This is a genomic window from Planococcus sp. SE5232 (genome assembly GCF_050686535.1).
GTDB lineage: Bacteria > Bacillota > Bacilli > Bacillales_A > Planococcaceae > Planococcus.
Map to the genome: position 1 here is coordinate 18,474 of NZ_JBOGCP010000009.1, position 25,513 is coordinate 43,986.

Consider the following 25,513-nt stretch of genomic DNA (forward strand, 5'->3'; position numbering starts at 1 on the left):
TATTCCATCATATTATGGTAGAATTTTGTCTATAGTGAGGTGTAGACAAAATGCCCAAAACTTTGGCGGATATTAAAAAGTCGTTAGACCTACATTTAGGAAAACGATTGCTTTTGAAGGCAAACGGAGGTCGCAAGAAAACGGTTGAACGTGCCGGAATCCTGCGCGAAACGTATCACTCCGTGTTCGTGATTGAGCTAGATCAAGAAGAGCATGCATTTGAACGCGTGTCTTACAGCTACGCAGACATCTTAACTGAAGCAGTAGAAATTACTGTGTACGAAGGAACTGAAGATGCACTTGTTGTGAAATAATTGAATTATATTTATATGTTACTTCAAAACTTGCTCCTGCTTATTCAAGCGGAAGGCGAGTTTTTTTGTTTCTGCCGGCACATTCCTTTCCATTGTCCCGCGGTATGTTAAAATAGTCTTCATCAGAATATAAAAGGAGGCAGTGGGATGCTCTACGTAAAAGCGCCTGCCAAGATTAATTTAACATTAGATGTTTTACATAAACGTCCAGATAACTACCATGAAATAGAAATGATTATGACAACGGTGGATTTATCGGACCGTATTGGGCTGATGGGGACAGCTAAAGGCATACATATCCAGTCTGCTGACCGCTTCGTGCCGAGTGATTCCCGCAACCTTGCCTATCAGGCGGCGCAATTGATCAAAGACACTTTCAATATCAAGACCGGAGTCATCATCTCGCTTGACAAAAAAATTCCGGTTGCTGCCGGCTTGGCTGGAGGCAGCAGTGATGCAGCGGCGACATTAAAAGGACTGAACAAACTTTGGCAACTAAACCTGTCACTTGATGAACTAGCTGAGCTGGGCGCTAAAATTGGTTCCGATGTTTCTTTTTGCGTTTATGGCGGAACAGCATTAGCGAAAGGACGTGGAGAAATCATCCAGGAATTGCCCACTCCGCCAAATTGCTGGGTCATTCTAGCGAAGCCGACTTTAGGAGTTTCTACAGCTGATGTCTACGGGGCATTCGATGTTCAGACAGCCCAACATCCGAATACGGAAGAAATGATCCAAGCGCTCAACGATGGCGACTATGAAGCCATGTGTGCCAATTTGGGCAACGCTCTCGAAAGCGTGACGCTGAAATTGTATCCGGAAGTGGAACAGATTAAAGAACAGATGAAGAAATTTGGAGCAGATGCTGTGTTGATGAGCGGCAGCGGACCGACAGTTTTTGGATTGGTGCATCAGGAAGCACGTATTCCGCGGATCTATAACGGCTTGCGTGGTTTTTGTTCAGAAGTTTATGCTGTAAGGTTGATCGGCGAACGGGAGCCACTTGCTTAAATACGGACATTTATGGTAAGTTTTCTATAAATCATTCGTGTTTAGGAGAGGGTAGTTTTGAAGTGGAAGCGCAGTGAACGGCTTGTCGATATGACGCATTTTTTATTGGAACATCCGCATAAATTGATTCCGCTGACTTATTTTTCGGATCTGTACCAATCAGCTAAGTCATCCATCAGTGAAGACTTAGGGATTGTCAAAGAAACGTTCGAAGAAAAAGGAATTGGTTTGCTGATGACAGTTCCAGGAGCTGCGGGTGGCGTTAAATACATACCCAAGCTTCAATCTCATGAAATAAAAGCCATCATGGCAGACTTGATGGAAGAGTTAAGCCATTCTGACCGGCTGTTGCCGGGAGGTTATTTGTACATGACCGATGTGCTTGGCAATCCGGAAATGATGAATCGTGTCGGTAAAGTATTTGCTACGGCATTTGCCAAGGAAAAAATTGATGTGATCATGACGGTAGCAACAAAAGGCATCCCGATTGCCCATGCCATCGCCCGTCATTTAAATGTGCCGGTGGTCATCGTTCGCAGAGACAGTAAAGTTACAGAAGGTTCTACAGTCAGCATCAATTATGTATCTGGATCTTCACGCCGCATCCAGACGATGGTATTGTCGAAACGCAGCATGAAGAGCGGACAACGCGTGCTCATCACCGATGACTTCATGAAAGTCGGCGGGACGATGAATGGCATGAAGAACCTGCTGGAAGAATTCGAATGTACATTGGCAGGGGTCGCGGTACTGGTAGAAGCTGAACATTCAGATGAACGGCTTGTCGAGAAATACCTGTCCCTCGTCAAATTGCATGAAGTCAGCGAGAAAGAACGCACGATTGCATTAGAAGAAGGAAACTACTTTGAAAATGGAGGAGTTTAATATGAATTACGTAGCAACAGACAAAGCGGCAGCAGCGATCGGCCCTTATTCACAAGGCGTGGTGTCAGGAGGAATCCTCTACAGTTCAGGTCAAATTCCATTGACAGCTTCGGGAGAATTGGTTGAAGGGACCATTGCCGAACAGACGCATCAAGTATTTTCGAATCTGAAAGCGGTGCTGGCAGAGGCCGGTTCTTCTCTTGGAGAAGTCATCAAGACAACAGTCTTCATTAAAGATATGAACGATTTCGCAGAATTGAACGAGATTTACGCTGCTTATTTCGGCGACCATAAACCGGCGCGTTCGACCGTTGAAGTGGCACGTTTGCCAAAAGACGTAAAAGTGGAAATCGAAGTCATTGCAAAAGTGAACAAGTAAACCTATATAAGGTGAATTAAAGAAGCAGGTAGACTCATTAAATTGAGTTTGCCTGCTTCTTTTTACGGAAGAGAAGAATCCCGGATAGAGAGCAAAGAAGGACATTTTTTTCAAAGTAGATAGTTATTTCAGTTTATTAAGCAAATTTTCAAATTAGTTTTGTAATTTATGAAGGAGATTAGTCCTTTATAGCGAATACCCATAATTAGGGTTTAAAAATAGCAGCTGAGAGAAGGGGGGATGAGAGAATGGAAGTAACAGATGTGAGACTACGACGTGTACAAACCGATGGCCGAATGAGAGCGATCGCTTCCATCACGCTGGATAACGAATTCGTCATCCATGACATTAGAGTAATTGATGGGAACGAAGGATTGTTTGTTGCAATGCCAAGTAAAAGAACACCCGATGGAGAGTTTCGGGACATTGCACATCCAATCAATTCAAGTGCGCGAACAAAGCTTCAAGAAGCTGTCTTAACTGCATATGAGCAAAGTGAAAGCGAATCGGTCTTGGAAAATGCCGGCGTTTAATGGAGCTGAATCGAGGGGCCTTGTATAGTAAATGGGCTCTTTTTTTATTTGACTCTTTTTGTCATGTTATTGTCATGCCTTGAAACCTTGAAAAATCAAGGTTTTTCCGCTATAGTCAATAAGGAAAAGCTAAATTTTCAGTTGATATAGCCAGGATAAAACTGGGTTTATCAACTGATAGAATAAATAAATGAATAGATAGGATCGGTAAAAGGAATCTTATCAGATCAGGAGCGGAGGGGTAAGGAATGGCGAATACATATGCAGTAATTTTAGCAGCCGGTCAGGGCACCCGTATGAAGTCGAAATTGTATAAAGTGCTTCATCCAGTCTGCGGCATGCCGATGGTTGAGCATGTAACAGGCAATGTCGAGCAGCTCGGTGTTGAAAAAATCGTCACTGTCGTCGGCCATGGTGCTGAAAAAGTTCAGCAGCAACTAGGTGACAAAAGTGAATATGCGCTGCAGGCGGAACAACTTGGGACCGCTCATGCAGTTCAACAGACAGCCTCATTGATTGAAGGTCTGGCAGGAACAACTTTAGTCGTTTGTGGAGACACTCCATTGATCCGACCGGAAACGATGCAGGCATTACTCGATCAGCATGCTGAAACACAGGCAAAGGCGACCATCCTGACAGCGATAGCTGATAATCCGACAGGCTACGGACGGATTCTTCGCAACAGCGCTGGCATCGTCGAGAAGATCGTCGAGCAAAAAGACGCTTCCCCAGAAGAGCAGCAAGTGAAAGAAATCAATACAGGCACTTATTGCTTTGACAATGAAGCCTTGTTTGAAGCGTTAAAACTGGTTTCCAACGATAATGTCCAAGGTGAATATTATTTGCCTGACGTCATCGAGATCCTCCAAAAACAAGGTGAAATCGTTGCTGCTTATGCTACAGACAGCTTTGATGAGACATTGGGTGTAAATGACCGTGTTGCATTGAGTCAGGCTGAAGGCATCATGCGCAAACGGATTGCTGAAAAACATATGAGAGCCGGTGTTTCGATCATCGATCCGGCTACTGCCTATATCAGTGCACAAGCTGAAATAGGAGCGGATACGATTATCCATCCGAATGTCACGATTGAAGGCCATACAAAAATCGGAGAAGACTGCGTCATTTCTTCAAACAGTCAAATCGTCAACAGCGTAATCGGCGACCGTACGGCAATCCGCAGCTCGGAAATCCATGACAGCAGCATTGGCACAGATACTGCTGTTGGGCCATTTGCACACATCCGTCCACAAACCGTTTTGGGCAATGATGTGAAAATCGGCAACTTTGTCGAAGTGAAAAAATCAGAAGTCGGAAACGACAGTAAAGTTTCTCATTTAAGCTATATTGGCGATGCCCATGTCGGGACAGGCGTCAATATCGGCTGTGGCACCATTACAGTAAATTACGATGGCAAAAATAAATTCCAGACCATCATTGAAGACGATACGTTTATCGGCTGCAACTCAAATCTGATTGCGCCGGTCACTGTAGGAAAAGGTTCTTATGTGGCTGCTGGTTCTACCATTTCAAAAGATGTACCCGTGGATTCATTGGCGATTGCTCGCGCGCGCCAAGAAAATAAAGAAGGCTATGCAAACAAATTGAACGGTAAAAAATAGGAGGGTTCACACCTAATGGGCTATCAAAATGCAAACTCGAAATTGAAAATCTTTTCATTGAATTCGAACCAGGAGCTGGCTGAAGAAATTTCGAAACACGCAGGCATTCCACTTGGAAAAAGTTCAGTTACACATTTCAGCGATGGGGAAATCCAGATTAATATAGAAGAAAGTATTCGCGGTTATGATGTATTTATCGTGCAATCAACTTCTCAGCCAGTCAACGAGAACTTGATGGAGCTATTGATCATGATTGATGCCGTTAAACGTGCTTCTGCCCGGACCGTCAATGTCGTAATTCCATATTATGGTTATGCACGACAAGACCGTAAAGCACGTTCACGTGAGCCGATTACAGCGAAATTAGTAGCGAACTTACTGGAAACTGCAGGAGCTACACGCGTGATCGTTCTTGATCTGCATGCTCCTCAAATCCAAGGATTCTTTGATATTTTGATTGACCATTTGGTGGCTGTACCATTGCTTTCTGATTACTTCCTGAATGAAAGCGGCGTTGACCTTGAAAATGTCATTATTGTTTCACCGGATCACGGTGGAGTGACACGTGCACGTAAAATGGCAGACCGCTTGAAAGCACCGATTGCAATCATCGATAAACGCCGTCCGCGTCCGAATGTCTCGGAAGTCATGAACATTGTCGGAAATGTAGAAGGCAAAACAGCCATTATCATCGATGACATCATTGACACAGCAGGAACGATCTCGATCGCTGCGAGTGCTTTAATCGAAAGCGGTGCGAAAGAAGTTTATGCCTGCTGTACACACCCGGTGCTATCCGGTCCTGCTGTACAACGCATCAATGATTCGGTTATCAAGGAATTGATCATCACCAATTCGATTGCATTGCCTGAAGAAAAGAAATCTCCTAAGATCAAACAGCTGTCTGTAGCACGTTTATTGGCCGAAACAATTGTTCGTGTTCATGAGCAAAAGTCCGTCAGCACGCTCTTTGATTGATCGGCACTAATAACTTTCCATGCTCTAGGTTTCATTAATATAAGAAATGGGTATATACTAGTCATGTACCTATCGTGAATTATGTACTTTTTAATATAACTGGAGGCTGAAAGTAATGACTGTAAAAATGACCGCACAAAAAAGAGAAAGCAGCAACAAGAATTCTGCGTTGACTGAAATTCGTTCGAAAGGCAATGTACCAGGCGTAGTTTACGGTTTTAAAACTGAAACGACACCGGTAACTGTATCTGAAATTGATTTGATTAAAACTTTGCGTGAATCTGGACGTAACGGCGTAATCAGCCTTGAAATCGATGGCACAACTACAAACGTTGTATTGAGCGATTATCAAATGGACGCTTTAAAAGGCAGCTTCAAGCATGTTGACTTTTTAGCGATCAATATGTCAGATGAGCTAGAAGTGGCAGTAACTGTTCACTTGACAGGCGAATCAGTAGGCGAAAAAGAAGGCGGCTTTATCACACAGCCTAACCGTGAAGTAAATGTTCGCGTTAAACCTTCTGATATTCCGGATGCTTTGGAAGTAGATACTACTGAACTTGCAATCGGTGAAACCATCACAGTCGGCGATATCCGCGGAACTGTATCTTACGAAATCTTGGACGAAGACGACTTTATCCTTGTTTCGGCAACAGCTCCTCGTACACAAGAAGAATTGGACGAGCTTGAAACTGTATCTGACGAAGATGCAGAACCAGAAGTGGTTGGCAGCGACGATTCTGAAGAAGAAAACAAAGAAGCGTAAATACGAACAGGAAATAAGGGGCTGTCGAGAGACAGTCCCTATTTTTTTGTTTCAAGATCACTTATGGTAAAATAGAAGGCAGTGAAAAAGCAAAGGAAGATGGGTATGAAACTGATTATCGGCTTGGGGAATCCAGGTAAAGCATATGAAGACACGCGCCACAATATCGGCTTTAAAGTGGTGGATTATTTGGCGGGCCAATGGAACGCCCCGTTGACGCAGTCCAAATTTAAAGGCATGTATTCCATTAGCCATCGTCCCGAAGGCAAAGTGATGCTGTTAAAGCCGCTGACCTATATGAATTTGTCGGGCGAGAGTGCCAGTGCGCTGATGGACTATTATGGCATCGACCTGAAAGATATCATTGTAATTTACGATGACCTTGATTTGCCGGCGGGCCAATTGCGGTTGCGCCAAAAAGGCAGTGCAGGCGGCCATAACGGCATCAAGTCACTGATTCAGCATCTGGGAACCCAGGAATTCAACCGTTTGCGCATTGGCATCAGCCGTCCACCGGCAGGTATGAAGGTACCGGATTATGTGCTGCAGCGATTCTCGAAAGAAGAGCGTCCGGAAGTGGAAGACGCCATCAAAAAAAGCGCGGCAGCCTGTGAAAGCTGGCTTTCCAAACCGTATCTCGAAGTAATGAATCAATTTAATGGAGCATAACCGCTTTGACGCATACGGCGTTCAGAGCTTTTTTCTGTTTCCTATACGTTTTTGAAAGGAGGAAGTTGGATGAACCATATTTTAAAGACCTTCTCGGAGGACACCCATACACAGAACTTTATCGCCGATTTAAAGAAAGGCCAAGACCATCAGCTGATTTCCGGCTTGTCTGGGAGTGCGCGGCCAATTTTCTACCAGACAATCTGGTCCGAAGCGGATACTCCTCTATTGATCGTCACGCCAAACTTGCTGCATGCCCAGCGTGTCTACGATGATTTGGTGCGTCTGGTCGGCGAAGAACATGTTCACCTTTACCCAGCGGAAGAGTTGATCGCTGCCGAGGTCTCTTTTTCTGGCCCTGAACTGCGCGCTCACCGCATCGATACGCTCGATCATATGAAGAGTGTCGGAAAAGGGATTTACATCACGCCGGTAGCGGGGATGCGGAAGTTATTGCCGACAAAAGAGCAATGGGACTATGCCACCTTGCGTATTGCCGAAGGCGAAGAACTTGATACAGCGGAATGGCTGTTGAAATTGGTGGCGATGGGCTATTCCCGGACGCCGATGGTGACCACTCCAGGCGAGTTTGCGCTTCGTGGAGGAATCTTGGATATTTACCCACTGAATTTGGAACATCCGGTACGCATCGAATTGTTTGATACGGAAGTGGACTCTTTGCGTCTGTTTTCAGCGGAAGACCAGCGTTCGCTTGAGAAAGTCAAATCGCTGTGTATCCTTCCTGCGAGTGAGTTGGTGCTGTCGAAAGACCAGCGCGTCGGTCTGGCAGGGAAGTTGGAAGCCAAACTCGCAGCCAGTTTGAAGAAGATAAAAACTGACGATACGAAAGCTTTGATGCTTCAGCATATTCAGCATGACATCGATTTATTGAAACAAGGCGAAACACCGGAACAGCTATCGAAATACGCGTCGCTGGTTGAGACTCAAACAGCGTCTCTAGGCGATTATTTCCCGGGAAATGGATTGGTCTTTTTTGATGAATTGGGGCGGATCCAGGAAATGACGGATACGCTGGAGCGCGAAGAAGGCGACTGGATCGTCTCGCTTCTGGAAGAAGGGAAGTTTCTTCATGATGTTCCGTTAACGTATACTTTCCGTGAAATGATGACGAAACTTCAGCAAAAGGTAACTTTCCTGTCTTTATTCGTCCGGACATTCCCAATGGTTTCGGTCAAAAAGTCCATCGCTTTCTCATGTAAGCCGATGCAATCCTTTCACGGGCAAATGCATCTGTTGAAAGCGGAGATGGAACGCTGGACCCTAGGGAAGTTCCAGATCTTCATCGTGGCACAAGGCGATGACCGTATGGAAAAAGTGCGGGCTGTTCTTGCGGATTATGACATGGAAGCGGAAATCGCCTCACCTTCGACAGAAATCCAAGGCGGCAAAATCTATTTGGTCGATGGCGAGCTGTCGACAGGATTTGAAATGCCGCTTCAGCGTTTGACCGTCATTACGGATTCGGAATTGTTCAAGCAGCAGCCGAAGAAGAAGACGCGTGCCCAAAAACTGACGAATGCAGAGCGCATCAAAAGCTACTCCGAAATCAAACCGGGCGATTATATCGTGCACATCCATCACGGCATCGGCCGTTTTGTAGGGATTGAAACCCTGGAAAGCGGAGGGGTCCATAAAGACTATCTCCATATTGTCTATAAAGCAGATGATAAATTATTCGTGCCGGTCGATAAAATCGACTTGATCCAAAAATACATTGCATCTGAAGAAAAAGAACCGAAACTGCACAAGATGGGCGGCGCGGAATGGAAGAAAACCCGCACGAAAGTCTCTGCAGCCGTACAGGATATTGCAGATGACCTGATCAAACTCTATGCAGAACGGGAAGCGTTGAGAGGCTTTGCTTTCTCTGAAGAGCAGGACATGCAGCGCCAATTCGAGGCGGAGTTCCCGTATGAAGAAACCGTCGACCAGCTGCGCTCAATCAATGAAGTGAAGAGGGACATGGAAAACGAACGGCCGATGGACCGCCTGATCTGTGGCGATGTCGGATACGGAAAAACAGAAGTGGCGATCCGTGCTGCGTTCAAAGCGGTATTGGACGGCAAGCAAGTGGCGTTCCTCGTACCGACGACGATATTGGCCCAGCAGCATTTTGAAACGATGAGCGAACGCTTCAAGGATTACCCGATTACGGTCGGCTTGATGAGCCGTTTCCGCTCCAAGAAGCAGCAGACCGAAACCGTCAAAGGCCTGAAGAATGGGTCGGTTGATGTAGTTGTCGGCACGCATCGGATTTTATCGAAAGATATGCAGTATAAAGATCTTGGGTTATTGATCATTGATGAAGAACAGCGTTTTGGTGTGACCCATAAGGAAAAGATCAAACAAATGAAGACCAACGTGGATGTGTTGACGCTAACGGCGACGCCGATTCCGCGGACGCTTCATATGTCGATGATCGGTGTGCGTGATCTGTCCGTCATCGAAACGCCGCCGGCCAACCGTTTCCCGGTGCAAAGTTATGTGATGGAACATAACGGCGCGCTCGTGCGTGAAGCCATCGAACGCGAAATGGCGCGCGGCGGACAAGTGTTTTATTTGTATAACCGCGTAGATGATATGACGCGGAAAGTAGAGGAAATCCAACAATTAGTACCGGAAGCACGTGTTGGCTATGCCCATGGACAAATGAGTGAAACTGAACTGGAATCGGTCATTTTAGGTTTCCTTGACGGCGATTACGATGTCTTGGTGACAACGACCATCATCGAAACCGGTATTGATATTCCAAACGTTAACACCTTAATCGTTTACAATGCCGATCGCATGGGCTTGTCGCAGCTCTATCAATTGCGCGGACGCGTCGGGCGTTCGAGCCGAGTGGCTTACGCGTATTTCATGTATCAGCGCGACAAAGTGCTGACGGACGTTGCAGAAAAACGCCTGATGGCCATCAAAGAATTCACCGAGCTCGGATCCGGCTTCAAAATCGCCATGCGCGATTTGACGATCCGCGGCGCAGGCAATCTGCTTGGTTCGCAGCAGCATGGCTTCATTGATTCTGTCGGCTTTGATCTGTATTCACAGATGCTGCAAGAAGCAATCGACGAACGCCAATCCGGAGTCAAAAAAGAAGTGGTGCCGGAAATCGAGATTTCACTCGATCTAGACGCCTATATTCCGGATTCCTATATCGGCGACGGCTATCAGAAAATCCAAATGTACAAACGCGTCAAAGGCATCGACACGGAAGAGGAAATGATTGAGCTGCAGGATGAATTGATCGATCGCTTCGGCGATATGCCGAATGAAACCGACCGCTTGCTGCGCATTGCGCGAATGAAAGTATGGGCACGCCAGGTAGGTGTGGAAGCGATCAAGCAACACGGCAAAGTCGTCACCGTCAAATTGAGCGAAAAAGGCACAGCCGGCATCAATGGCGGAAAAGTAGTGGAGGACTCTGCTGCATACGGCCGCGCAGTCGGATTCAGCATGTCCGGCCAGCAGCTGGTCATGTCCATCGATGAAAATAAAACCAAGAAACTGCATCCGTTCGATGTGTTGGAAGGCATGATGAAACTCTTGCCGGAATCGCTTCGTGAAGCAAAACCGGTGAGTTAGGTTGGATTAGTTACTATAAGTAAGAGATGAGTGGGTCCGGTGAACAATGAAGGCACAATGAAATCATTTATGAAAGGCGCAGTGCTGCTGACGATCGCTGGATTCATCGTTAAGCTATTGAGTGCAGTCTACCGGGTGCCTTTCCAGAACCTTGTCGGAGACCAGGGCTTCTATATATACCAGCAGGTTTATCCGTTTGTCGCGATTTTCGGCATTTGGACTTCCTATGGGTTTGCCGTAGCGGTCTCCAAATTGCTGGCGGATACGGGCAGACAAGCGCATGGAGCGATTCTTCGCATCGCGTTCATCTACGTGGCGGCTATTTCCATTGCGGTATTCGTGCTGTTATTTTTTGGTGCAGAGCTGCTGGCCGGCTGGATGGGCGATCAGCAATTGGATCGATTGCTGCAAGTCGGCGCTTTTTCGGTCCTGCTGATGGCACCGCTCGCTGTGCTGAAAGGCTATTTCCAGTCGCGCAATAACATGGCGCCGGTTGCCTATGCCCAAGTGATGGAGCAGGGGCTGCGCGTATCGGTCATTTTGGTCGGGACATGGATCGTCGTCTCGAGCGGTTTTTCATTGTACGCCGCTGGACAGATGGCGATGTTTGGTGCAGTTGCCGGTGGAGTGGGTGCGGTGTTTCTGCTGCTGACCCATTTCCGCAAGCATTCAGACTTCCATAAACAGCCTTCACCACTGCAGACCTGGCCTATCATCAAAGAAATGACTGCTGTCAGTTTGAGTGTCAGCATGAGTTCGTTGATCCTGCTGCTGTTCCAGCTGGTGGATTCGTTTACGGTATTCCGTCTGCTGGAAGAAAGCGGGCTCTCGCGTATTGCAGCCATGGAACAGAAAGGCATCTACGACCGGGGCCAGCCATTAGTGCAATTCGGAATTTTGATCGCCACTTCACTGACTTTGGCAATCGTTCCGTTGGTGGCGCGGACTTCGAAAAACCACAGCGGCAGGCCACCTGAGATGTATGCCAAGTTGGCTTTCCGTGTATCGTTCCTGTTTGCCTTCGCTGCTGCAGTTGGTCTGACCTTCGTCATGCCCTATGTTAACGAAACCTTGTTCCAAACGCGCGAACAATCCGGCGCTTTGATCATCTTCAGCTGGCAGATCGTTTGGATGTCGCTGCTGTTGATCATGACCGCGATGCTGCATGGTCTCGGTAAAGTGAGGGTTCCGGCTTTATTGCTGGCATTGGGCTTGGTGGTAAAAGTCGTCAGCAATTGGTTGTTGCTGCCCGAATGGGGGGTGACTGGAGCGGCGCTGGCCGGAAATATCGGCCTCGCGGTGATTGTCATCGGGTTGGTGTTCTATTTCAAAAAAGTCTGGCCGCTGCAGTTTGCACCGCTTTCCTATTACATCTGGCTGTTCGGCGCAGCTTTGGCTATGTCGGCAGTTGTACTGAGCTGGTCAATTGTGGCTGATGGCTACCTGTTTGACGGTCTATCCAGCCGTTTGGGTGCTGCCTTGACAACGGCTACGGCGATTCCGCTTGGTGCGCTGGTATTCATGGCGCTTATCGGAAAGAGCCGCATCATCACGGAAAAGGAATGGTATATCATTCCGTTCGGCCGCAAGCTGGCAGGACTGCAATTGGCAATAAATTCAAAGAAAAAAGGTGAAAAGCGATGAACACCATTCACATAATCGGCCTTGGTGCCGGAGATTTAGATCAGTTGCCGCTGGGTGTCTATAAAAAGCTCAAGGCTGCAGATAATTTATATGTACGGACCGAAGATCATCCGGTACTGACGGAGCTGGTGCAGGAAGGCGTAACGTTTAAAAGCTTTGATTCGGTTTATGAAAAGCACGATGCCTTCAGCCCGGTCTATGAGGAAATTGCGGAAACCCTGATCGATTTATCGAAGCAGGCATCCGTGATTTATGCTGTTCCGGGGCATCCTTTGGTGGCCGAGCAGACCGTGCAAAACTTGATCGCTGCTGAAAAGCAGGGGCTTTGCCGATTAGCCATTGAAGGTGGACATAGCTTTCTCGATTCACTGTTCGGTGCGCTTCGCATCGATCCGATTGAAGGCTTTCAATTGATGGACGGCACGGAAATGACCAGCGATCAAGTGAATATGACGCAGCATCTGCTGATTGCACAAGTTTATGACAGCTTCAGTGCCTCTGAAGTCAAATTGACGCTGATGGAAAAATATCCGGACGATTACCCGGTGACCATTGTGACGGCTGCCGGGTCTGCAGACGAAGTGCTGCGCACCGTGCCGCTCCATGAGTTGGACCGCTCGGCAGAAGTCAATAACCTGACGACTGTCTATGTGCCGCCGGCAGCGGAACAAACGCAGCGTTTAAAAGAATGGCAGACATTCCGCAGCATCATCGCGAAGCTGAGAAGTCCTGAAGGCTGCCCGTGGGACCGCGAGCAGACACATGAGTCGCTGAGCCCATATCTGATCGAGGAAGCGCATGAGTTGCTTCAGGCGATTCATGAAGGCGACGACGAGGCGATTGCGGACGAATTGGGCGATGTATTGTTGCAGGTGTTCCTGCATGCCCAAATCGGACAGGATAACGGCTACTTCCAGTTAGAGGATGTGCTGGAATCCATCAGCGCCAAAATGATCCGCCGCCATCCGCATGTATTCGGAGATGTATCAGCGGAGGATTCCGATCAGGTCGTCGCCAACTGGCAGGAAATCAAAGCGCAGGAGAAGCCTGCTGCTGCGTCTTTATTGGAAGGCCAAGACCGTTTCAGCTCTTCGCTTACCACATCGTTCAATTACCAGAAGAAGGCGGCGAAAGTCGGATTCAGCTGGCCGGATGCTGCAGGTGCGTGGGATAAATTCCATGAAGAATTGCAGGAGTTCCAGCAGGAAGTGGCGAAAGGTTCCAAAGCCCGCCAGTTGGATGAACTCGGAGATCTATTGTTTACCCTGGTGAATCTTGCGCGGTTCTTCGAGCTATCTCCGGAAGAAGCGATGATGCAGGCAAACCGCAAATTCCAAAGACGTTTCAGCTACGTGGAACAGCAGGTGAAAGAAGGAACCGGAAACTTCAGTGATTACACGCTGGAGCAGCTGGATGACTTCTGGAACCAAGCCAAACGATTGGCAAGAAAGGAAGACTGACTATGCGACTCGATAAATTTCTGAAAGTATCCCGCCTGATCAAGCGCCGTACATTGGCGAAGCAAGTGGCTGACCAAGGCCGCATCACCGTAAACGGCAATAAAGCGAAAGCGAGCTCAGTCATTAAAGAAAACGATGAGCTACAAATCCGTTTCGGGCAAAAAGTCGTTACCGTCCGTATCGATGGGCTGAAGGAAGTCGCGAAAAAAGAAGAAGCGGCCAATATGTACACCATCTTGAAAGAAGAAAAATTAGACAAGGTCGAACCTGAATTCATTGACGACGAAGCCTGATTGGCCAAACAAGTAAAAAACAAAAACGCCTTCGGAATCCATAGATTCCGAAGGCGTTTTTCAGGCTGTCGAGAAACTTATAACAAGCCGTGGTTTTCCGAAGCTTACCGCTCGCTTTCCCGCAGGAGTCGAGCGGACGCTTCTCCAAACCACTTCATGAACTCTTTCTTCTTTGAATGTAGCGGAAGGCGGCGAAGGGCAAAGATGTGCTCCTGCATCGCTACGCTAGCTTCGTCGCAAACGAGCCAGGCAAAGCCCGACTCGCTTCCTACGGGAGCAGCACGAGCTGGAGCCACTGGACTGAGCAGCGCGAGGGAAGCGGCAGAAGCCGTGCCCGTGGAACGCGTCCGCCTAGAGCGAAATGTAGTATGAAGATTTTTTCATTGTTGTCTATTTGTCGCCCATCAGTGCAACGAGTACCGCTTTTTGTGCGTGCAGACGGTTTTCAGCTTCCTGGAAAATCACCGAATGTGGACCTTCCAAAATAGCAGTCGTCACTTCCTCTTCGCGGTGGGCAGGCAGGCAGTGCATGAAGATATAATCTTCATTGGCATGCTTGACGAGCTCTTCGTTCACTTGGAAGCCTTGGAAATGCTGCAGGCGTTCAATGGTTTCCTGTTCTTGCCCCATGCTTGCCCAGACATCCGTATAGATGACGTCACTTCCGGCAACTGCTTGTTCCGGGCTTTCGGTGATCTCGATGTTCGATCCGGTATATTGTGCGATGTCTTTTGCAAGTGCCACCATTTCCGCGGTAGGTGCATAAGCGGCAGGAGAGGCGACACTGATGTCCATGCCGACTTTAGCGGCACCGATCATCAAGGAGTTGGCCATATTGTTGCCGTCTCCGATATACGCCATTTTCTTGCCTTTCAATGTCCCGAAATGCTCGAGGATGGTCATCAGATCTGCCAGCACCTGGCACGGATGATAATCATCGGTCAATCCGTTGATGACCGGAATGGAACTGAAGTCTGCCAGTTCCTGAACGACGGATTGATGGAATGTGCGGATCATCAGGCCGTCCAAGTAACCTGACAACACGCGCGCGGTATCGGGAATGGTTTCTCCTCGACCGATTTGTGTATCCTGGGAGCTCAAGAACATGGCGTTGCCGCCAAGCTGAAGCATTCCCGCTTCGAATGAAACACGTGTGCGGGTAGATGACTTTTCGAAAATCATGCCCAATACTTTACCTTTTAAAAGCGGCAGGTATTTATTTTCAGGCTTTTTCAGTTCTATTGCCAAATTCAGCAAATCCATAATTTCATCTGTGCTGTAATCTTTCAGGGACAGAAAGTCCTCTTGGATAATCGATGGGGCAAACGGGATCGCCATTGTCATTTTGCAAGCACTCCTTTCGATAATGCGGTAATGGTTGAATAAGTTCCGTTGAAAGCAGCTGCTGTTTCAGGGCGTGTCCAGACATGGAGACGGTGAATGGCAGCTTGCTTCGCGTTGGTGCTTTCCGGGTCAGGAGCAAAGTCGATATAGGCTTTTTTATCATCTGTTTTCAGCCATTCCTCGAATGGAATAATGGACTCGGTGACAATGTTGAAACCGCATGCGTCCCATGAAGCGCTGTCCACTTGGCTGATTGAACTTTCCGCGACAAACAAGGTGCCGCCGGTAGCCAGGTCAGCCAATTGGACAGAAGCGCCGCTGAGAGCTTTCGCCAATGCGGCAGCAAGATCAGGACTAGAGCCGATCACTTCGCCTGTCGACATCATTTCAGGAGACAGGACAGGGGACAGTCCAGGCAACTTAATATGGGAGAAAACCGGTGCTTTAACTGTATATTCCGGCTGTCCATTATAAGTTTCTTCAATGTTAAGTTCTTCAAAAGGCACTCCCAGCAATAAAGCCGTGGCGTGCTGCACAAGCGGCACATCGGTCACTTTCGAGCTGATTGGTGCTGTTCGCGATGCCCGCGGATTGATTTCCATGACGAATAATTGATCGCCTTCATACACGAATTGAATATTGAACAAGCCAGTATAATCCATGTTTCTGGCGATGTGTTTCGCAGTTTTTGAAAGTTCCTGCAAAGCCTGTTCCGATAATGAAACGGGCGGCGTAATGGAGATGCTGTCGCCGGAGTGGACGCCGGTTCCTTCAACATGCTCGAAAATGGCGGAGACCCAGACATGTTCGCCGTCGGTCAGAATATCGGCCTCTACTTCTTTGCCGGTGACAAAATGGTCGACCAGTACAGGGAACGCCATTGTCGTCTGCTGCAGCCAGTCGCTGAGCTCCGCTTCGTTATGCAGCACAATCATGCCGCGTCCGCCGATAACATAAGATGGCCGCAAGAGCACCGGGAAGCCGAGTGAACGGGCTGCCGGAATAACAGCGGATGGTTCACTCGCTGTTTTTCCGGGAATGGTCGGCAAGCCGATCGATTCCAGGAAAGCATAAAAGCGGTCGCGGTCTTCCATTTGATCCAACAGATCCACTGTCGACCCAAGAACCGTGATGCCCGCTTCTTGAAGCGCAGCTGCAACATTCAGCGAAGTTTGTCCGCCGAACTGGAGAATGACTTGGTTGATGCCTTCAAAATCCAGGACATTCAGAATGTCTTCCGGTGTCATTGGCTCGAAATACAGCGCATCTGCAACTTCGTAATCGGTGCTGACAGTCTCAGGGTTGTTGTTGATCATGATGGCTTCATAACCGAGTTTCTGTGCGGCCATGACACTGTGTACACAGCAATAATCGAACTCGATGCCCTGGCCGATCCGGATTGGACCGGATCCCACAACCGCCACTTTTTTCTTATGGTGAGAACGGCTGACATCGGAAGAACCTTGCCACGTAGAATAAAAATAATTGGTATCCGAGCGGAATTCAGCCGCGCATGTATCGATCATGCGATAAGCAGGCGTTACTTGCCAGATGCGGCGCTGTCCCCAAATTTCAGGGCAGGTGACATTCCAAAGATCAGCCAATTGCTGATCGCTGAAGCCAAGCGTCTTGGCCTGCAGCAGGCGGGAGCGGGTCATATTGTTCCAGTCCAGTTGCTGCAGTTCTTTCCATTCGGCAACGATGTTGGCCATTGCTGATAAGAAATAAGGAGTGATGCCCGTAATATTGTGAAGAAATTCAATTGACTTGCCGCGTACCAGCAGTTCAAACAGAACAAACAACCGGCGGTCATCGGCTTCAATCGCCAATTGGCATAAATCTTCTGTAGAAAAACCAGCAAGTGCCTTGAGACGGAAACCGTCAATCGGCAGTTCAAGTGAGCGGATCGCTTTTTGCAGCGCGGCTTCCATGCGGCGTTCAATCGCCATGACTTCACCGGTCGCTTTCATCTGTGTGCCGAGTTTGCGCTCTGCCTGTGGGAATTGATCGAATGGCCAGCGCGGAATTTTAACAGCCACATAATCCAACGCCGGTTCAAAGCTGGCAAACGTAGTGCCGGTGACGGGATTTTTCAATTCAGCCAATTTATAGCCGATCGCTAACTTAGCGGCAATCTTGGCAATTGGGTAACCTGTCGCTTTTGAAGCAAGCGCCGAAGAACGGCTGACGCGCGGATTGACTTCAATCAAATAATAAGCCGAAGTTTCCGGATGCAAGGCGAACTGCACATTGCAGGCGCCGATAATGCCAAGTGCTTCGATGATATGGATCGAAGAGCTGCGCAGCATATGGAAATCTTTATCATTTAAAGTTTGGCTTGGCGCGACGACAATCGAGTCGCCGGTATGTACGCCGACAGGGTCTAAGTTTTCCATATTGCAGATGGTGATGCAGGTTCCATCTGCATCGCGCATAACTTCGTACTCAATTTCCTTGTAGCCGGCAATGCTGATTTCAACAAGGCATTGCTTGATGGGGCTGGCGCTCAATCCTTGCTTCACCAGCTTAATGTAGGTTTTTTCATCTTCGGCAATCCCGCCGCCAAAGCCGCCAAGCGTATAGGCAGGGCGCACGATGAGGGGATAACCCGCTGAAGCGGCAAACTCCAAAGCTCCTTCGATCGAGTAAATGATGTCGCTGTCCGGGACCGGTTCGCTCAACTCATTCATCAGGGCGCGGAACTGCTCGCGGTCTTCCGCTTGTTTGATGGCTTTCATATCCGTGCCGAGCAATGTGACACCGTATTTCGTCAAAATGCCGGCATCGGATAAAGCCATGGCCAGGTTCAGTCCGGTTTGTCCGCCGACTGTCGCCAACAAGCCATCTGGGCGTTCTTTTTCGATGATGGCCGTAGCGCTTTCCAAGGTTAGGGGTTCAAAATACACTTGATCGGAAACGGATTTATCGGTCATGATGGTCGCTGGATTATTGTTGATCAGAATGACATGGATGCCTTCTTCTTTTAAAGCCAAGCATGCCTGTGTTCCCGAATAATCGAATTCTGCTGCCTGGCCGATGACAATGGCTCCTGACCCGATGACCAGTACTTTTTTTATTTGCTCTTGCTTAGGCATGTATTTTCACTCTCTCTTTTTGCTGTGTCATGGCCAGAAACTGTTGGAACAGTTCAAGGTGGTCAGCCGGACCTGGTGCTGCTTCCGGATGGAACTGGACTGTGGTCAGTGGCAGGGTATCGTGGATCAAGCCTTCAATACTGCCATCATTGACGTTTTCGTAGAGCACGGAAAACGGTGTATCCTTCAGGCTGGCGCTCTCGACCACATAACTATGGTTCTGGGAGCTCATGCTGACCCGTTTTGTCTGCAGGTTCATCACGGGATGGTTAGCTCCGCGGTGGCCATATGCAAGCTTGGTCGTTTTTGCGCCAAATGCCGAAGCCAATACCTGGTGGCCGAGACAGATGCCGAAGCTCGGATAGCGTTCAGCCCAATCCCGGTATGTAGGAAACAAATGTTGTAGAGCTGCCGGATCTCCGGGGCCGTTTGAAAAAAGAAGGCCATCCAATCCCAGTGAATCCAGTTTTTCTGTCGGTGTTGCATAAGGGACGATGCTGACTTTGCAATCCAATTCGAGCAATTCTTTTAAAATGGAGGATTTATGATGGAAATCGATCAAGCCGATATGAGTAGAGCCAGATCCAAGAGTCTGAATTTCTTCAGCACTGGTTGTGGCTGGAAAGAAATAGGTCTGTACGGGTTCCCAGGCTAATTCCGGGAGAGAGGTGTGGACCAGCTGCGATTGCATTGTTCCGGATTCGCGGACGTTCTGAATGATTGAACGTGTATCTGCGCCACTTAAGATGGGGATGCTGTGTTTGTCTGCAAACTCCGCAAGTGAAATGGCATCTTTGCCGAGCGGCCCTTCATACAATCCCGCCACAATGATGCCGGCAGTCTGGATCTGATCGGATTGTGCATAAAGGGACTGGATTCCGTATTGGCCGATAAGCGGGTAAGAGAATACGATAATCTGCCCTTTATAAGAGGGGTCCGTCAAAACTTCTTCATAGCCGGTCATGCCCGTGAAAAAGACGATTTCTCCTTGAATGGCGGAAGCTTTACCGTGCCACTGGCCTTTGAATGCTTTTCCATTTGATAAAGTCAATAAACCTGTCATTTTCTTCACTCCAATTTTATTCATTAATTTTGTATATATATAAGCTCTTTCTTGCAATTAATTCTAAAAAACGACGGTAACATTCGATAAAAGATAATGATTAGTATTATAAGACTGTATAAAAATTAAGTCAACAGTATTTTTATTAATAAAAGGTAAAGTGTTCTACTCCCTGTTTAAAGGAATGGAGTGAAAATAGGGAAAATTATTCAAAAAGCTTATAATATCAAGGGTTTTCATGTATAATAATGACAAAGTTAGTATGGAAGGGGAGCGGGTCATGAGTTTGAAGAGAGATCCAAAGGCGGAAACGCGAGAAGTCACCTCGATTCGCAATGACTATGTCCGTTCGGTCGAAATGGAAGGGGCGCGCAAAAAAGCGCATCGCATCCGGTTATTCAGAAGGCTGACAGTATTCGGGGTGCTGGTTCTGATGGCCACCATTTGGGTAGGTTCGACCATTTATGCACAAACACAGACAATTTCTGAAAAAGAAGAGCTCCGTGAAGAGGCGTTGCTAAAGCTTGAAGAAGTTGAAAAGCAGCAAAGCCAGCTGGAAGAGCAGATCCTGTTATTGAACGATGAAGAATACTTAGCTAAATTAGCGCGCAAAGATTACTTTCTTTCAGACGAAGGAGAAATTATTTTTACGACACCACATGATGAAAAAAAAGATGAAGAAAAACCATCAGAAGAAGAGTAGTCGGTTGACACTCTTTTTTTGATGGTTATAATAAAAAGTGGGACAAGTCCCGCAAAATGACAGCATGGCCCTGAATTTTGGAGTCATCTTAATTTTTAAGGAGGAGCATTTTTTTTATGTCGATTGAAGTAGGCAGCAAGTTAGAAGGTAAAGTCACAGGTATTACAAACTTTGGAGCATTTGTTCAGCTTCCAACTGGTGCAACAGGCCTCGTGCATATAAGTGAAGTCGCCGACAACTACGTTAAAGATATCAATGATCATCTTAAAGTTGGCGAAATGGTAGAAGTTAAAGTTATGAATGTAGAAGCAGACGGTAAAATCGGCCTTTCCATTCGTAAAGCGAAACCACAACCACCCGGCGGCACAGAACGACCACAACGACCACGCCCAAGCAGCAATCGTTCATTTGATCGCGCTCCAAAAGAGAACTTTGAAACGAAAATGGCGAAGTTCTTAAAAGACAGCGAAGAAAACATGACGACCTTAAAACGCGCTACTGAATCGAAGCGCGGCGGCAGAGGAGCAAAAAGAGGCTAACTTGCTAGCTGTTTTAATAGTATAGGGAAATGCTTCAACACAGCTGGAAATCTATATTGAAACGCTTCTCACATGGGAAGCGTTTTTTTTATCACATTTGGCCGGTTTGGCCAAGCATGTCCATTCAGACAAAAAAAGCAGCGCCCAATGAAGGACGCTGCTTTTAAGTCGAGCTTTTCAGTTGAAGAATAATGGCGGCAGAGGGGATCGAACCCCCGACCTCACGGGTATGAACCGTACGCTCTAGCCAGCTGAGCTACGCCGCCTTGTTTAAACGAACATTTAATAGCATACTATTGAAAGGTACGTCTGTCAATTGCTAATTGAAAATAATTTTTATCCTGTCCTTCTAAGTGTATTAAGAAAGAAGGCATAGGCAAGTGGGGTGGAAAAATGAAGAGCTTTCAGGAGCTGATGATGAGGCATATCCGTAAGCAGGAATTGCTCCAGGCAGGAGACCGGGTATTGGTTGGCTGTTCGGGAGGCATCGATTCCATGGTATTGCTCCATTTCTTGAATTCGTTAAAAGATGAACTGGGCATTTCAGTTGCGGCAGTCCATGTAGATCACATGCTGCGTGGCGAAGAGTCGCGGCAGGATCGACTGTTTATGGAAATGACAGCTGGTGAGTGGGGAGTGGAATGTTTTAGCCGGGCGATTCCGATTCCTGAAATCTGGCAGGAAAAGGGAGGCAACAAGCAGCAGCTTTGCCGCACGGAACGGTATGCTTATTTTCTCGAAATAATGGAAAAGACAGGCGCAGCTAAATTTGCCACAGCCCATCACGCGGATGATCAACTTGAGACTATCCTTATGTCAGGGTTGAGAGGCAGTCTTCAAGACGGTTCATTCGGCATATCCGCTCGCCGGCCATTCGGTACCGGCTTACTGATACGGCCCCAATTGGCAGTGGATAAGGAGCAGATTACAGCATATGCAGAGGTGCATGAGATTCCTCACCGGGAAGATTCCAGTAATGCAGAGCCCGCCTACACACGAAATCGGATCCGCCAACGCGTTCTGCCGCTTCTTAAAGAAGAGAGCAGCAATGTCTCCCAAAACTTCGTTGAACTGGCGGAAGATATGCAACAGGATCAACAGTTTCTGCAGGAGCTTGCCGAGAAAAAATTACAGCAGTTGATCCAAACGACAGAAGAGGGAATTGTTTTGTCTGCCAAAAGTTTCAGACTTGAGGCGCATGCTTTACAAAAAAGAATGGTTCTACTACTATTAAACTATCTATATGATCCCAAGCAAATTCCCGTAACAAGGCAGCTGGTCGAACAAATGCAAGAAATGATGCAAAGTTCATCGGGTACTGTTTTTTTACATTTGCCGCAAAATTATGTAGCGACCCGCCAATATGACACGGTTTTTCTCAATCGCCAACCACTGGAACAACAGACTGCGCCAGAGGCTATCAGCGTTACTGCTGACTGGACGCCGGTTTATCGGGGTTGCCGTTACAGGGCGATGCCTTTTGAAAAAGTGGGGGAAAATGACAATTCTATAGTTTGGCATTTCCATGCCCCGGAAGATTCCCAGCTCTTTTTAAGGAGCAGAAAACCGGGTGACCGGATTCAGCTTGACGGAATGGATCGCCCGAAGAAATTGGCGCGCTTGATGATTGATGAAAAGATTCCTGTGCCTATGAGAGAAAGTTGGCCTGTCATCACCACTGACAAAAACGAACTTTTATTAGTGCCAGGCTTACGCCCATCCGCCAAGGTCAGCAGACAAAAACGCGACGGAGACAATTGGGTACTAATTGAACAATATGTATAGCGTGTAAAAGAAGGATTACTAGGAGGTCCACCATGTTACAGAACGATATTAAAGAAGTGTTGATCAGTGAAGAACAATTGCAAGAAAAAGCTCGCGAATTAGGAGCAGTATTGACAGAGGATTACAAAGGCAAATACCCTCTGGCTATCGGTGTATTAAAAGGCGCGATGCCTTTTATGGGGGATTTGATGAAACGCATTGACGGCTTTGTCGAAATGGATTTCATGGATGTCTCAAGCTACGGCAATGCCACCGTTTCTTCTGGCGAAGTGAAGATCGTCAAAGATTTGAACGCCAGTGTTGAAGGGCGCGATCTCCTGATCATCGAAGACATTATTGACAGTGGAATGACGCTTAGCTATCTAGTGGACCTTTTCAAATACCGGAAAGCAAAATCGATCAAGATTGTTACGTTGCTGGACAAGCCGACGGGACGGAAAGTCGACTTGAAAGCTGATTATGTTGGTTTTATCGTGCCGGATGCATTTGTAGTAGGCTACGGTTTGGATTACGCAGAAAAATACCGGAATTTGCCGTATATCGGCATTCTGAAGCCTTCGGTTTACAGTGGAGAAGAAGAATAGTCAAGGTTCGTTCACAGTCTTTGGATTTAACAGCGGGAATAAGGTCTTTTCGTTGTATGCTTAAATGTTCCTATGGTAGTATTTAGTATAGTTTTAGGGAAACTTTATGAGGAGGCGCGGGATGAATCGGATATTTCGATACACCATATTTTATTTACTGATTTTCCTAGTTATTATCGGGATTCTGGGAACCTTCAACAATAGCAACCAGCCGACTGAAAATATAGGATATAACGAGTTTTTGGCAGCGTTGGAAAATGGACAGATTGAAGAAGTCACCATCCAGCCAGAGGCAATGGTTTATGAAGTTACAGGCATCATGGAAGGCTATGAAGAAGGCCAGTCTTTTGTAACGAACATTCCGCTTGAAAATGAAGCATTGACGACTCAAATCGATGAAGTCGCCAGCTCACAGGATGTACAGGTTGAATTCTTGAAAGCTCCACAAACAAGTGGCTGGGTTTCATTTTTCACTGGCATCATTCCATTCATCATCATCTTCATCCTTTTCTTCTTCTTACTTAACCAATCACAAGGCGGCGGAGGCGGCCGTGTGATGAACTTCGGTAAAAGTAAAGCGAAGCTGTATGATGACCAGAAACAAAAAGTCCGCTTTGGCGATGTAGCTGGAGCAGATGAAGAGAAGCAGGAACTTGTAGAAGTTGTTGATTTCCTGAAAGATCCGCGCAGATTCGCAGATATCGGCGCCCGCATTCCAAAAGGGATTTTGCTTGTCGGACCTCCGGGTACCGGTAAAACCCTCTTGGCTCGTGCTGTTGCCGGAGAAGCTGGCGTTCCTTTCTTCTCGATCAGTGGTTCTGATTTTGTTGAGATGTTCGTTGGTGTCGGGGCTTCCCGAGTTCGTGATTTGTTCGAAAACGCTAAGAAAAATGCACCTTGTATCATTTTCATCGATGAAATTGACGCAGTCGGCCGCCAGCGTGGCGCCGGCCTCGGCGGTGGACACGATGAGCGTGAACAGACATTGAACCAACTATTGGTAGAGATGGATGGTTTCGGTGCAAACGAAGGCGTCATCATTATTGCAGCAACGAACCGTCCGGATATTCTGGATCCGGCTTTGCTTCGTCCAGGACGTTTTGACCGTCAGATTACTGTAGGTCGTCCGGATGTTAAAGGCCGTGAAGAAGTCCTTAAAGTTCATGCCCGCAATAAACCGCTTGATGAAAATGTCGACTTGAAAGCGATCGCTCAACGTACACCTGGATTCTCAGGCGCCGATTTAGAGAACTTATTGAACGAAGCGGCACTTGTTGCAGCCCGTCGTAGTAAACTCAAAATCGACATGTCCGATCTGGACGAAGCATCAGACCGCGTTATCGCTGGTCCCGCTAAGAAAAATCGCGTCATTTCGAAAAAAGAACGCAATATCGTGGCATTCCACGAATCAGGACATACCGTCATCGGCTTGATATTGGACGATGCAGATATTGTCCATAAAGTAACCATCGTTCCTCGCGGCCAAGCTGGCGGATATGCCGTCATGCTTCCGAGAGAAGATCGCTACTTTATGACGAAACCGGAATTGCTTGATAAGATTGCCGGATTACTCGGTGGTCGTGTAGCTGAAGATCTTTCATTCGGTGAAGTATCGACCGGCGCCCATAACGATTTCCAACGTGCAACGGCTATTGCCCGCAGCATGGTAACGGAATACGGGATGAGTGACAAGATTGGACCTGTCCAATTCGGTACGGCACAAGGTGGAAATGTTTTCCTAGGCCGCGACTTTAACTCAGAACAAAACTATTCCGATGCAATTGCCTTTGAAATCGATCAGGAAGTTCAACGCATCATCAAAGAGCAGTATATTCGCACGAAAGAGATTCTGACTGAAAACCAGAACCTTCTAAAATTGATTGCAAATACGTTGCTTGAAGTTGAAACGTTGGATGCTGCCCAGATTCTTCACTTGAAAGAACATGGAACGCTGCCTGAACGTTCATATGAATCATTGAACGGTGATTTCGGAGATGAAGACGCAGTGGATTTGAAAAAAGACAGTGATGTTCCGGATGCAGTAGGAGCAGCAACGGATCCTTCAACGGGAGACCTGCCATCAGAAGAAGGCGAAGCGACTCCAGTTGGAGAGCCGATTGAAGAAAAGCGCAAATAAGCACAATGAATAATGAGCTGGTTGCCCATTCCCTTTGAAAGGGATGGGCAACCAGCTTTTTGCTTTTCCGGAATTATGGTATGATGTGTTGGAAATTCGTCAATAA

The 25,513-nt window shown here is 47.4% G+C and carries 21 protein-coding genes and 1 tRNA gene; 18 read left to right on the top strand and 4 right to left on the bottom strand.

Annotated elements, in window-relative coordinates; all coding sequences use genetic code 11:
- The first annotated feature begins 50 nt into the window (after positions 1-50).
- The 13 genes from veg (at position 51) to ACRC6Q_RS18770 (ending at position 14,157) form a co-directional block, all read left to right on the top strand.
- Entirely contained in the window at positions 51-314 is a 264-nt protein-coding gene (veg, locus tag ACRC6Q_RS18710) for a biofilm formation stimulator Veg (RefSeq protein WP_006830753.1), read from the top strand.
- A gap of 147 nt (positions 315-461) precedes the next feature.
- Positions 462-1,325 carry a 4-(cytidine 5'-diphospho)-2-C-methyl-D-erythritol kinase gene (ispE, locus tag ACRC6Q_RS18715; protein ID WP_223643277.1) on the top strand — a complete coding sequence of 288 codons (864 nt, stop codon included), beginning with the start codon at positions 462-464 and terminating at the stop codon, positions 1,323-1,325.
- A gap of 57 nt (positions 1,326-1,382) precedes the next feature.
- Positions 1,383-2,210, top strand: coding sequence for a pur operon repressor (gene purR / locus ACRC6Q_RS18720; protein WP_223643275.1), 828 nt, complete (start codon positions 1,383-1,385; stop codon positions 2,208-2,210).
- Between the two features lies 1 nt (position 2,211).
- On the top strand, positions 2,212-2,589 hold the full coding sequence (locus tag ACRC6Q_RS18725; protein ID WP_223643273.1) for a RidA family protein: 378 nt from the start codon (positions 2,212-2,214) through the stop codon (positions 2,587-2,589).
- Positions 2,590-2,837: 248 nt separating this feature from the next.
- Positions 2,838-3,122: a septation regulator SpoVG gene (gene spoVG / locus ACRC6Q_RS18730; protein ID WP_223643271.1), complete on the top strand. Its 285-nt coding sequence runs from the start codon at positions 2,838-2,840 to the stop codon at positions 3,120-3,122.
- Between the two features lie 248 nt (positions 3,123-3,370).
- A complete protein-coding gene (gene glmU, locus ACRC6Q_RS18735) occupies positions 3,371-4,744 on the top strand; it encodes a bifunctional UDP-N-acetylglucosamine diphosphorylase/glucosamine-1-phosphate N-acetyltransferase GlmU (protein ID WP_223643268.1) in 1,374 nt (457 codons plus the stop codon).
- A 15-nt stretch (positions 4,745-4,759) separates the two neighbouring features.
- Entirely contained in the window at positions 4,760-5,722 is a 963-nt protein-coding gene (locus tag ACRC6Q_RS18740; protein WP_223643266.1) for a ribose-phosphate diphosphokinase, read from the top strand.
- A 115-nt stretch (positions 5,723-5,837) separates the two neighbouring features.
- The gene (locus ACRC6Q_RS18745) at positions 5,838-6,488 is read left to right on the top strand and encodes a 50S ribosomal protein L25/general stress protein Ctc (protein ID WP_223643264.1); all 651 of its coding nucleotides are present in this window, start codon (positions 5,838-5,840) and stop codon (positions 6,486-6,488) included.
- Between the two features lie 105 nt (positions 6,489-6,593).
- Complete coding sequence (gene pth / locus ACRC6Q_RS18750) at positions 6,594-7,157, top strand: aminoacyl-tRNA hydrolase (protein WP_431467205.1); 564 nt, start codon at positions 6,594-6,596, stop codon at positions 7,155-7,157.
- Between the two features lie 69 nt (positions 7,158-7,226).
- Positions 7,227-10,760, top strand: coding sequence for a transcription-repair coupling factor (gene mfd, locus ACRC6Q_RS18755; protein ID WP_223643260.1), 3,534 nt, complete (start codon positions 7,227-7,229; stop codon positions 10,758-10,760).
- Positions 10,761-10,799: 39 nt separating this feature from the next.
- Positions 10,800-12,404, top strand: a complete 1,605-nt coding sequence (locus ACRC6Q_RS18760; RefSeq protein ID WP_223643258.1) for a putative polysaccharide biosynthesis protein — start codon at positions 10,800-10,802, stop codon at positions 12,402-12,404.
- Positions 12,401-13,864, top strand: coding sequence for a nucleoside triphosphate pyrophosphohydrolase (gene mazG / locus ACRC6Q_RS18765; protein WP_431467206.1), 1,464 nt, complete (start codon positions 12,401-12,403; stop codon positions 13,862-13,864). The genes ACRC6Q_RS18760 and mazG overlap by 4 nt, the downstream gene beginning before the upstream one ends.
- Positions 13,865-13,866: 2 nt before the next feature.
- Positions 13,867-14,157 (top strand): RNA-binding S4 domain-containing protein, encoded by a 291-nt coding sequence (locus tag ACRC6Q_RS18770; protein WP_223643254.1) that lies wholly within the window; start codon positions 13,867-13,869, stop codon positions 14,155-14,157.
- A 390-nt stretch (positions 14,158-14,547) separates the two neighbouring features.
- On the opposite strand, the gene argF is transcribed toward ACRC6Q_RS18770, so the two are convergent.
- From argF to ACRC6Q_RS18785, 3 genes are read right to left on the bottom strand one after another with little or no spacing between them, the layout of a single operon-like run.
- The gene (argF, locus tag ACRC6Q_RS18775; protein WP_431467207.1) at positions 14,548-15,501 is read right to left on the bottom strand and encodes an ornithine carbamoyltransferase; all 954 of its coding nucleotides are present in this window, start codon (positions 15,499-15,501) and stop codon (positions 14,548-14,550) included.
- Positions 15,498-18,596, bottom strand: a complete 3,099-nt coding sequence (locus tag ACRC6Q_RS18780; protein WP_431467208.1) for a carbamoyl phosphate synthase large subunit — start codon at positions 18,594-18,596, stop codon at positions 15,498-15,500. The genes argF and ACRC6Q_RS18780 overlap by 4 nt, the downstream gene beginning before the upstream one ends.
- Entirely contained in the window at positions 18,589-19,659 is a 1,071-nt protein-coding gene (locus tag ACRC6Q_RS18785; RefSeq protein WP_431467209.1) for a carbamoyl phosphate synthase small subunit, read from the bottom strand. Before ACRC6Q_RS18785 ends, ACRC6Q_RS18780 begins: the two co-directional genes overlap by 8 nt.
- A 280-nt stretch (positions 19,660-19,939) precedes the next feature.
- Between ACRC6Q_RS18785 and ACRC6Q_RS18790 the strand changes: the two genes are divergently transcribed.
- Positions 19,940-20,362 carry an FtsB family cell division protein gene (locus ACRC6Q_RS18790; RefSeq protein ID WP_223643246.1) on the top strand — a complete coding sequence of 141 codons (423 nt, stop codon included), beginning with the start codon at positions 19,940-19,942 and terminating at the stop codon, positions 20,360-20,362.
- Between the two features lie 116 nt (positions 20,363-20,478).
- Positions 20,479-20,901 (top strand): S1 domain-containing RNA-binding protein, encoded by a 423-nt coding sequence (locus ACRC6Q_RS18795; RefSeq protein ID WP_223643244.1) that lies wholly within the window; start codon positions 20,479-20,481, stop codon positions 20,899-20,901.
- A gap of 192 nt (positions 20,902-21,093) precedes the next feature.
- On the opposite strand, the gene ACRC6Q_RS18800 is transcribed toward ACRC6Q_RS18795, so the two are convergent.
- A tRNA-Met gene (locus ACRC6Q_RS18800) sits at positions 21,094-21,167 on the bottom strand.
- 127 nt (positions 21,168-21,294) lie between these two features.
- Here ACRC6Q_RS18800 and tilS point away from each other — a divergent pair.
- From tilS to ftsH, 3 genes are all read left to right on the top strand, one after another.
- Entirely contained in the window at positions 21,295-22,686 is a 1,392-nt protein-coding gene (gene tilS, locus ACRC6Q_RS18805; protein ID WP_431467210.1) for a tRNA lysidine(34) synthetase TilS, read from the top strand.
- Positions 22,687-22,718: 32 nt separating this feature from the next.
- Positions 22,719-23,270, top strand: a complete 552-nt coding sequence (hpt, locus tag ACRC6Q_RS18810; RefSeq protein ID WP_223643240.1) for a hypoxanthine phosphoribosyltransferase — start codon at positions 22,719-22,721, stop codon at positions 23,268-23,270.
- A 121-nt stretch (positions 23,271-23,391) separates the two neighbouring features.
- On the top strand, positions 23,392-25,407 hold the full coding sequence (gene ftsH / locus ACRC6Q_RS18815) for an ATP-dependent zinc metalloprotease FtsH (RefSeq protein ID WP_223643238.1): 2,016 nt from the start codon (positions 23,392-23,394) through the stop codon (positions 25,405-25,407).
- Positions 25,408-25,513 lie beyond the last annotated feature (106 nt).

Bases quoted from the DNA above. Each gene is read 5' to 3' on its own strand.
- pth (WP_431467205.1), top strand. From the start codon at position 6,594: ATGAAACTGATTATCGGCTTGGGGAATCCAGGTAAAGCATATGAAGAC.
- ispE (WP_223643277.1), top strand. From the start codon at position 462: ATGCTCTACGTAAAAGCGCCTGCCAAGATTAATTTAACATTAGATGTT.
- tilS (WP_431467210.1), top strand. From the start codon at position 21,295: ATGAAGAGCTTTCAGGAGCTGATGATGAGGCATATCCGTAAGCAGGAA.
- ACRC6Q_RS18790 (WP_223643246.1), top strand. From the start codon at position 19,940: ATGAGTTTGAAGAGAGATCCAAAGGCGGAAACGCGAGAAGTCACCTCG.
- ACRC6Q_RS18745 (WP_223643264.1), top strand. From the start codon at position 5,838: ATGACTGTAAAAATGACCGCACAAAAAAGAGAAAGCAGCAACAAGAAT.
- glmU (WP_223643268.1), top strand. From the start codon at position 3,371: ATGGCGAATACATATGCAGTAATTTTAGCAGCCGGTCAGGGCACCCGT.
- spoVG (WP_223643271.1), top strand. From the start codon at position 2,838: ATGGAAGTAACAGATGTGAGACTACGACGTGTACAAACCGATGGCCGA.
- veg (WP_006830753.1), top strand. From the start codon at position 51: ATGCCCAAAACTTTGGCGGATATTAAAAAGTCGTTAGACCTACATTTA.
- ACRC6Q_RS18770 (WP_223643254.1), top strand. From the start codon at position 13,867: ATGCGACTCGATAAATTTCTGAAAGTATCCCGCCTGATCAAGCGCCGT.
- ACRC6Q_RS18785 (WP_431467209.1), bottom strand. From the start codon at position 19,659: ATGACAGGTTTATTGACTTTATCAAATGGAAAAGCATTCAAAGGCCAG.
- ACRC6Q_RS18740 (WP_223643266.1), top strand. From the start codon at position 4,760: ATGGGCTATCAAAATGCAAACTCGAAATTGAAAATCTTTTCATTGAAT.
- ACRC6Q_RS18795 (WP_223643244.1), top strand. From the start codon at position 20,479: ATGTCGATTGAAGTAGGCAGCAAGTTAGAAGGTAAAGTCACAGGTATT.
- mfd (WP_223643260.1), top strand. From the start codon at position 7,227: ATGAACCATATTTTAAAGACCTTCTCGGAGGACACCCATACACAGAAC.
- ftsH (WP_223643238.1), top strand. From the start codon at position 23,392: ATGAATCGGATATTTCGATACACCATATTTTATTTACTGATTTTCCTA.
- hpt (WP_223643240.1), top strand. From the start codon at position 22,719: ATGTTACAGAACGATATTAAAGAAGTGTTGATCAGTGAAGAACAATTG.
- ACRC6Q_RS18780 (WP_431467208.1), bottom strand. From the start codon at position 18,596: ATGCCTAAGCAAGAGCAAATAAAAAAAGTACTGGTCATCGGGTCAGGA.
- ACRC6Q_RS18725 (WP_223643273.1), top strand. From the start codon at position 2,212: ATGAATTACGTAGCAACAGACAAAGCGGCAGCAGCGATCGGCCCTTAT.
- argF (WP_431467207.1), bottom strand. From the start codon at position 15,501: ATGACAATGGCGATCCCGTTTGCCCCATCGATTATCCAAGAGGACTTT.
- mazG (WP_431467206.1), top strand. From the start codon at position 12,401: ATGAACACCATTCACATAATCGGCCTTGGTGCCGGAGATTTAGATCAG.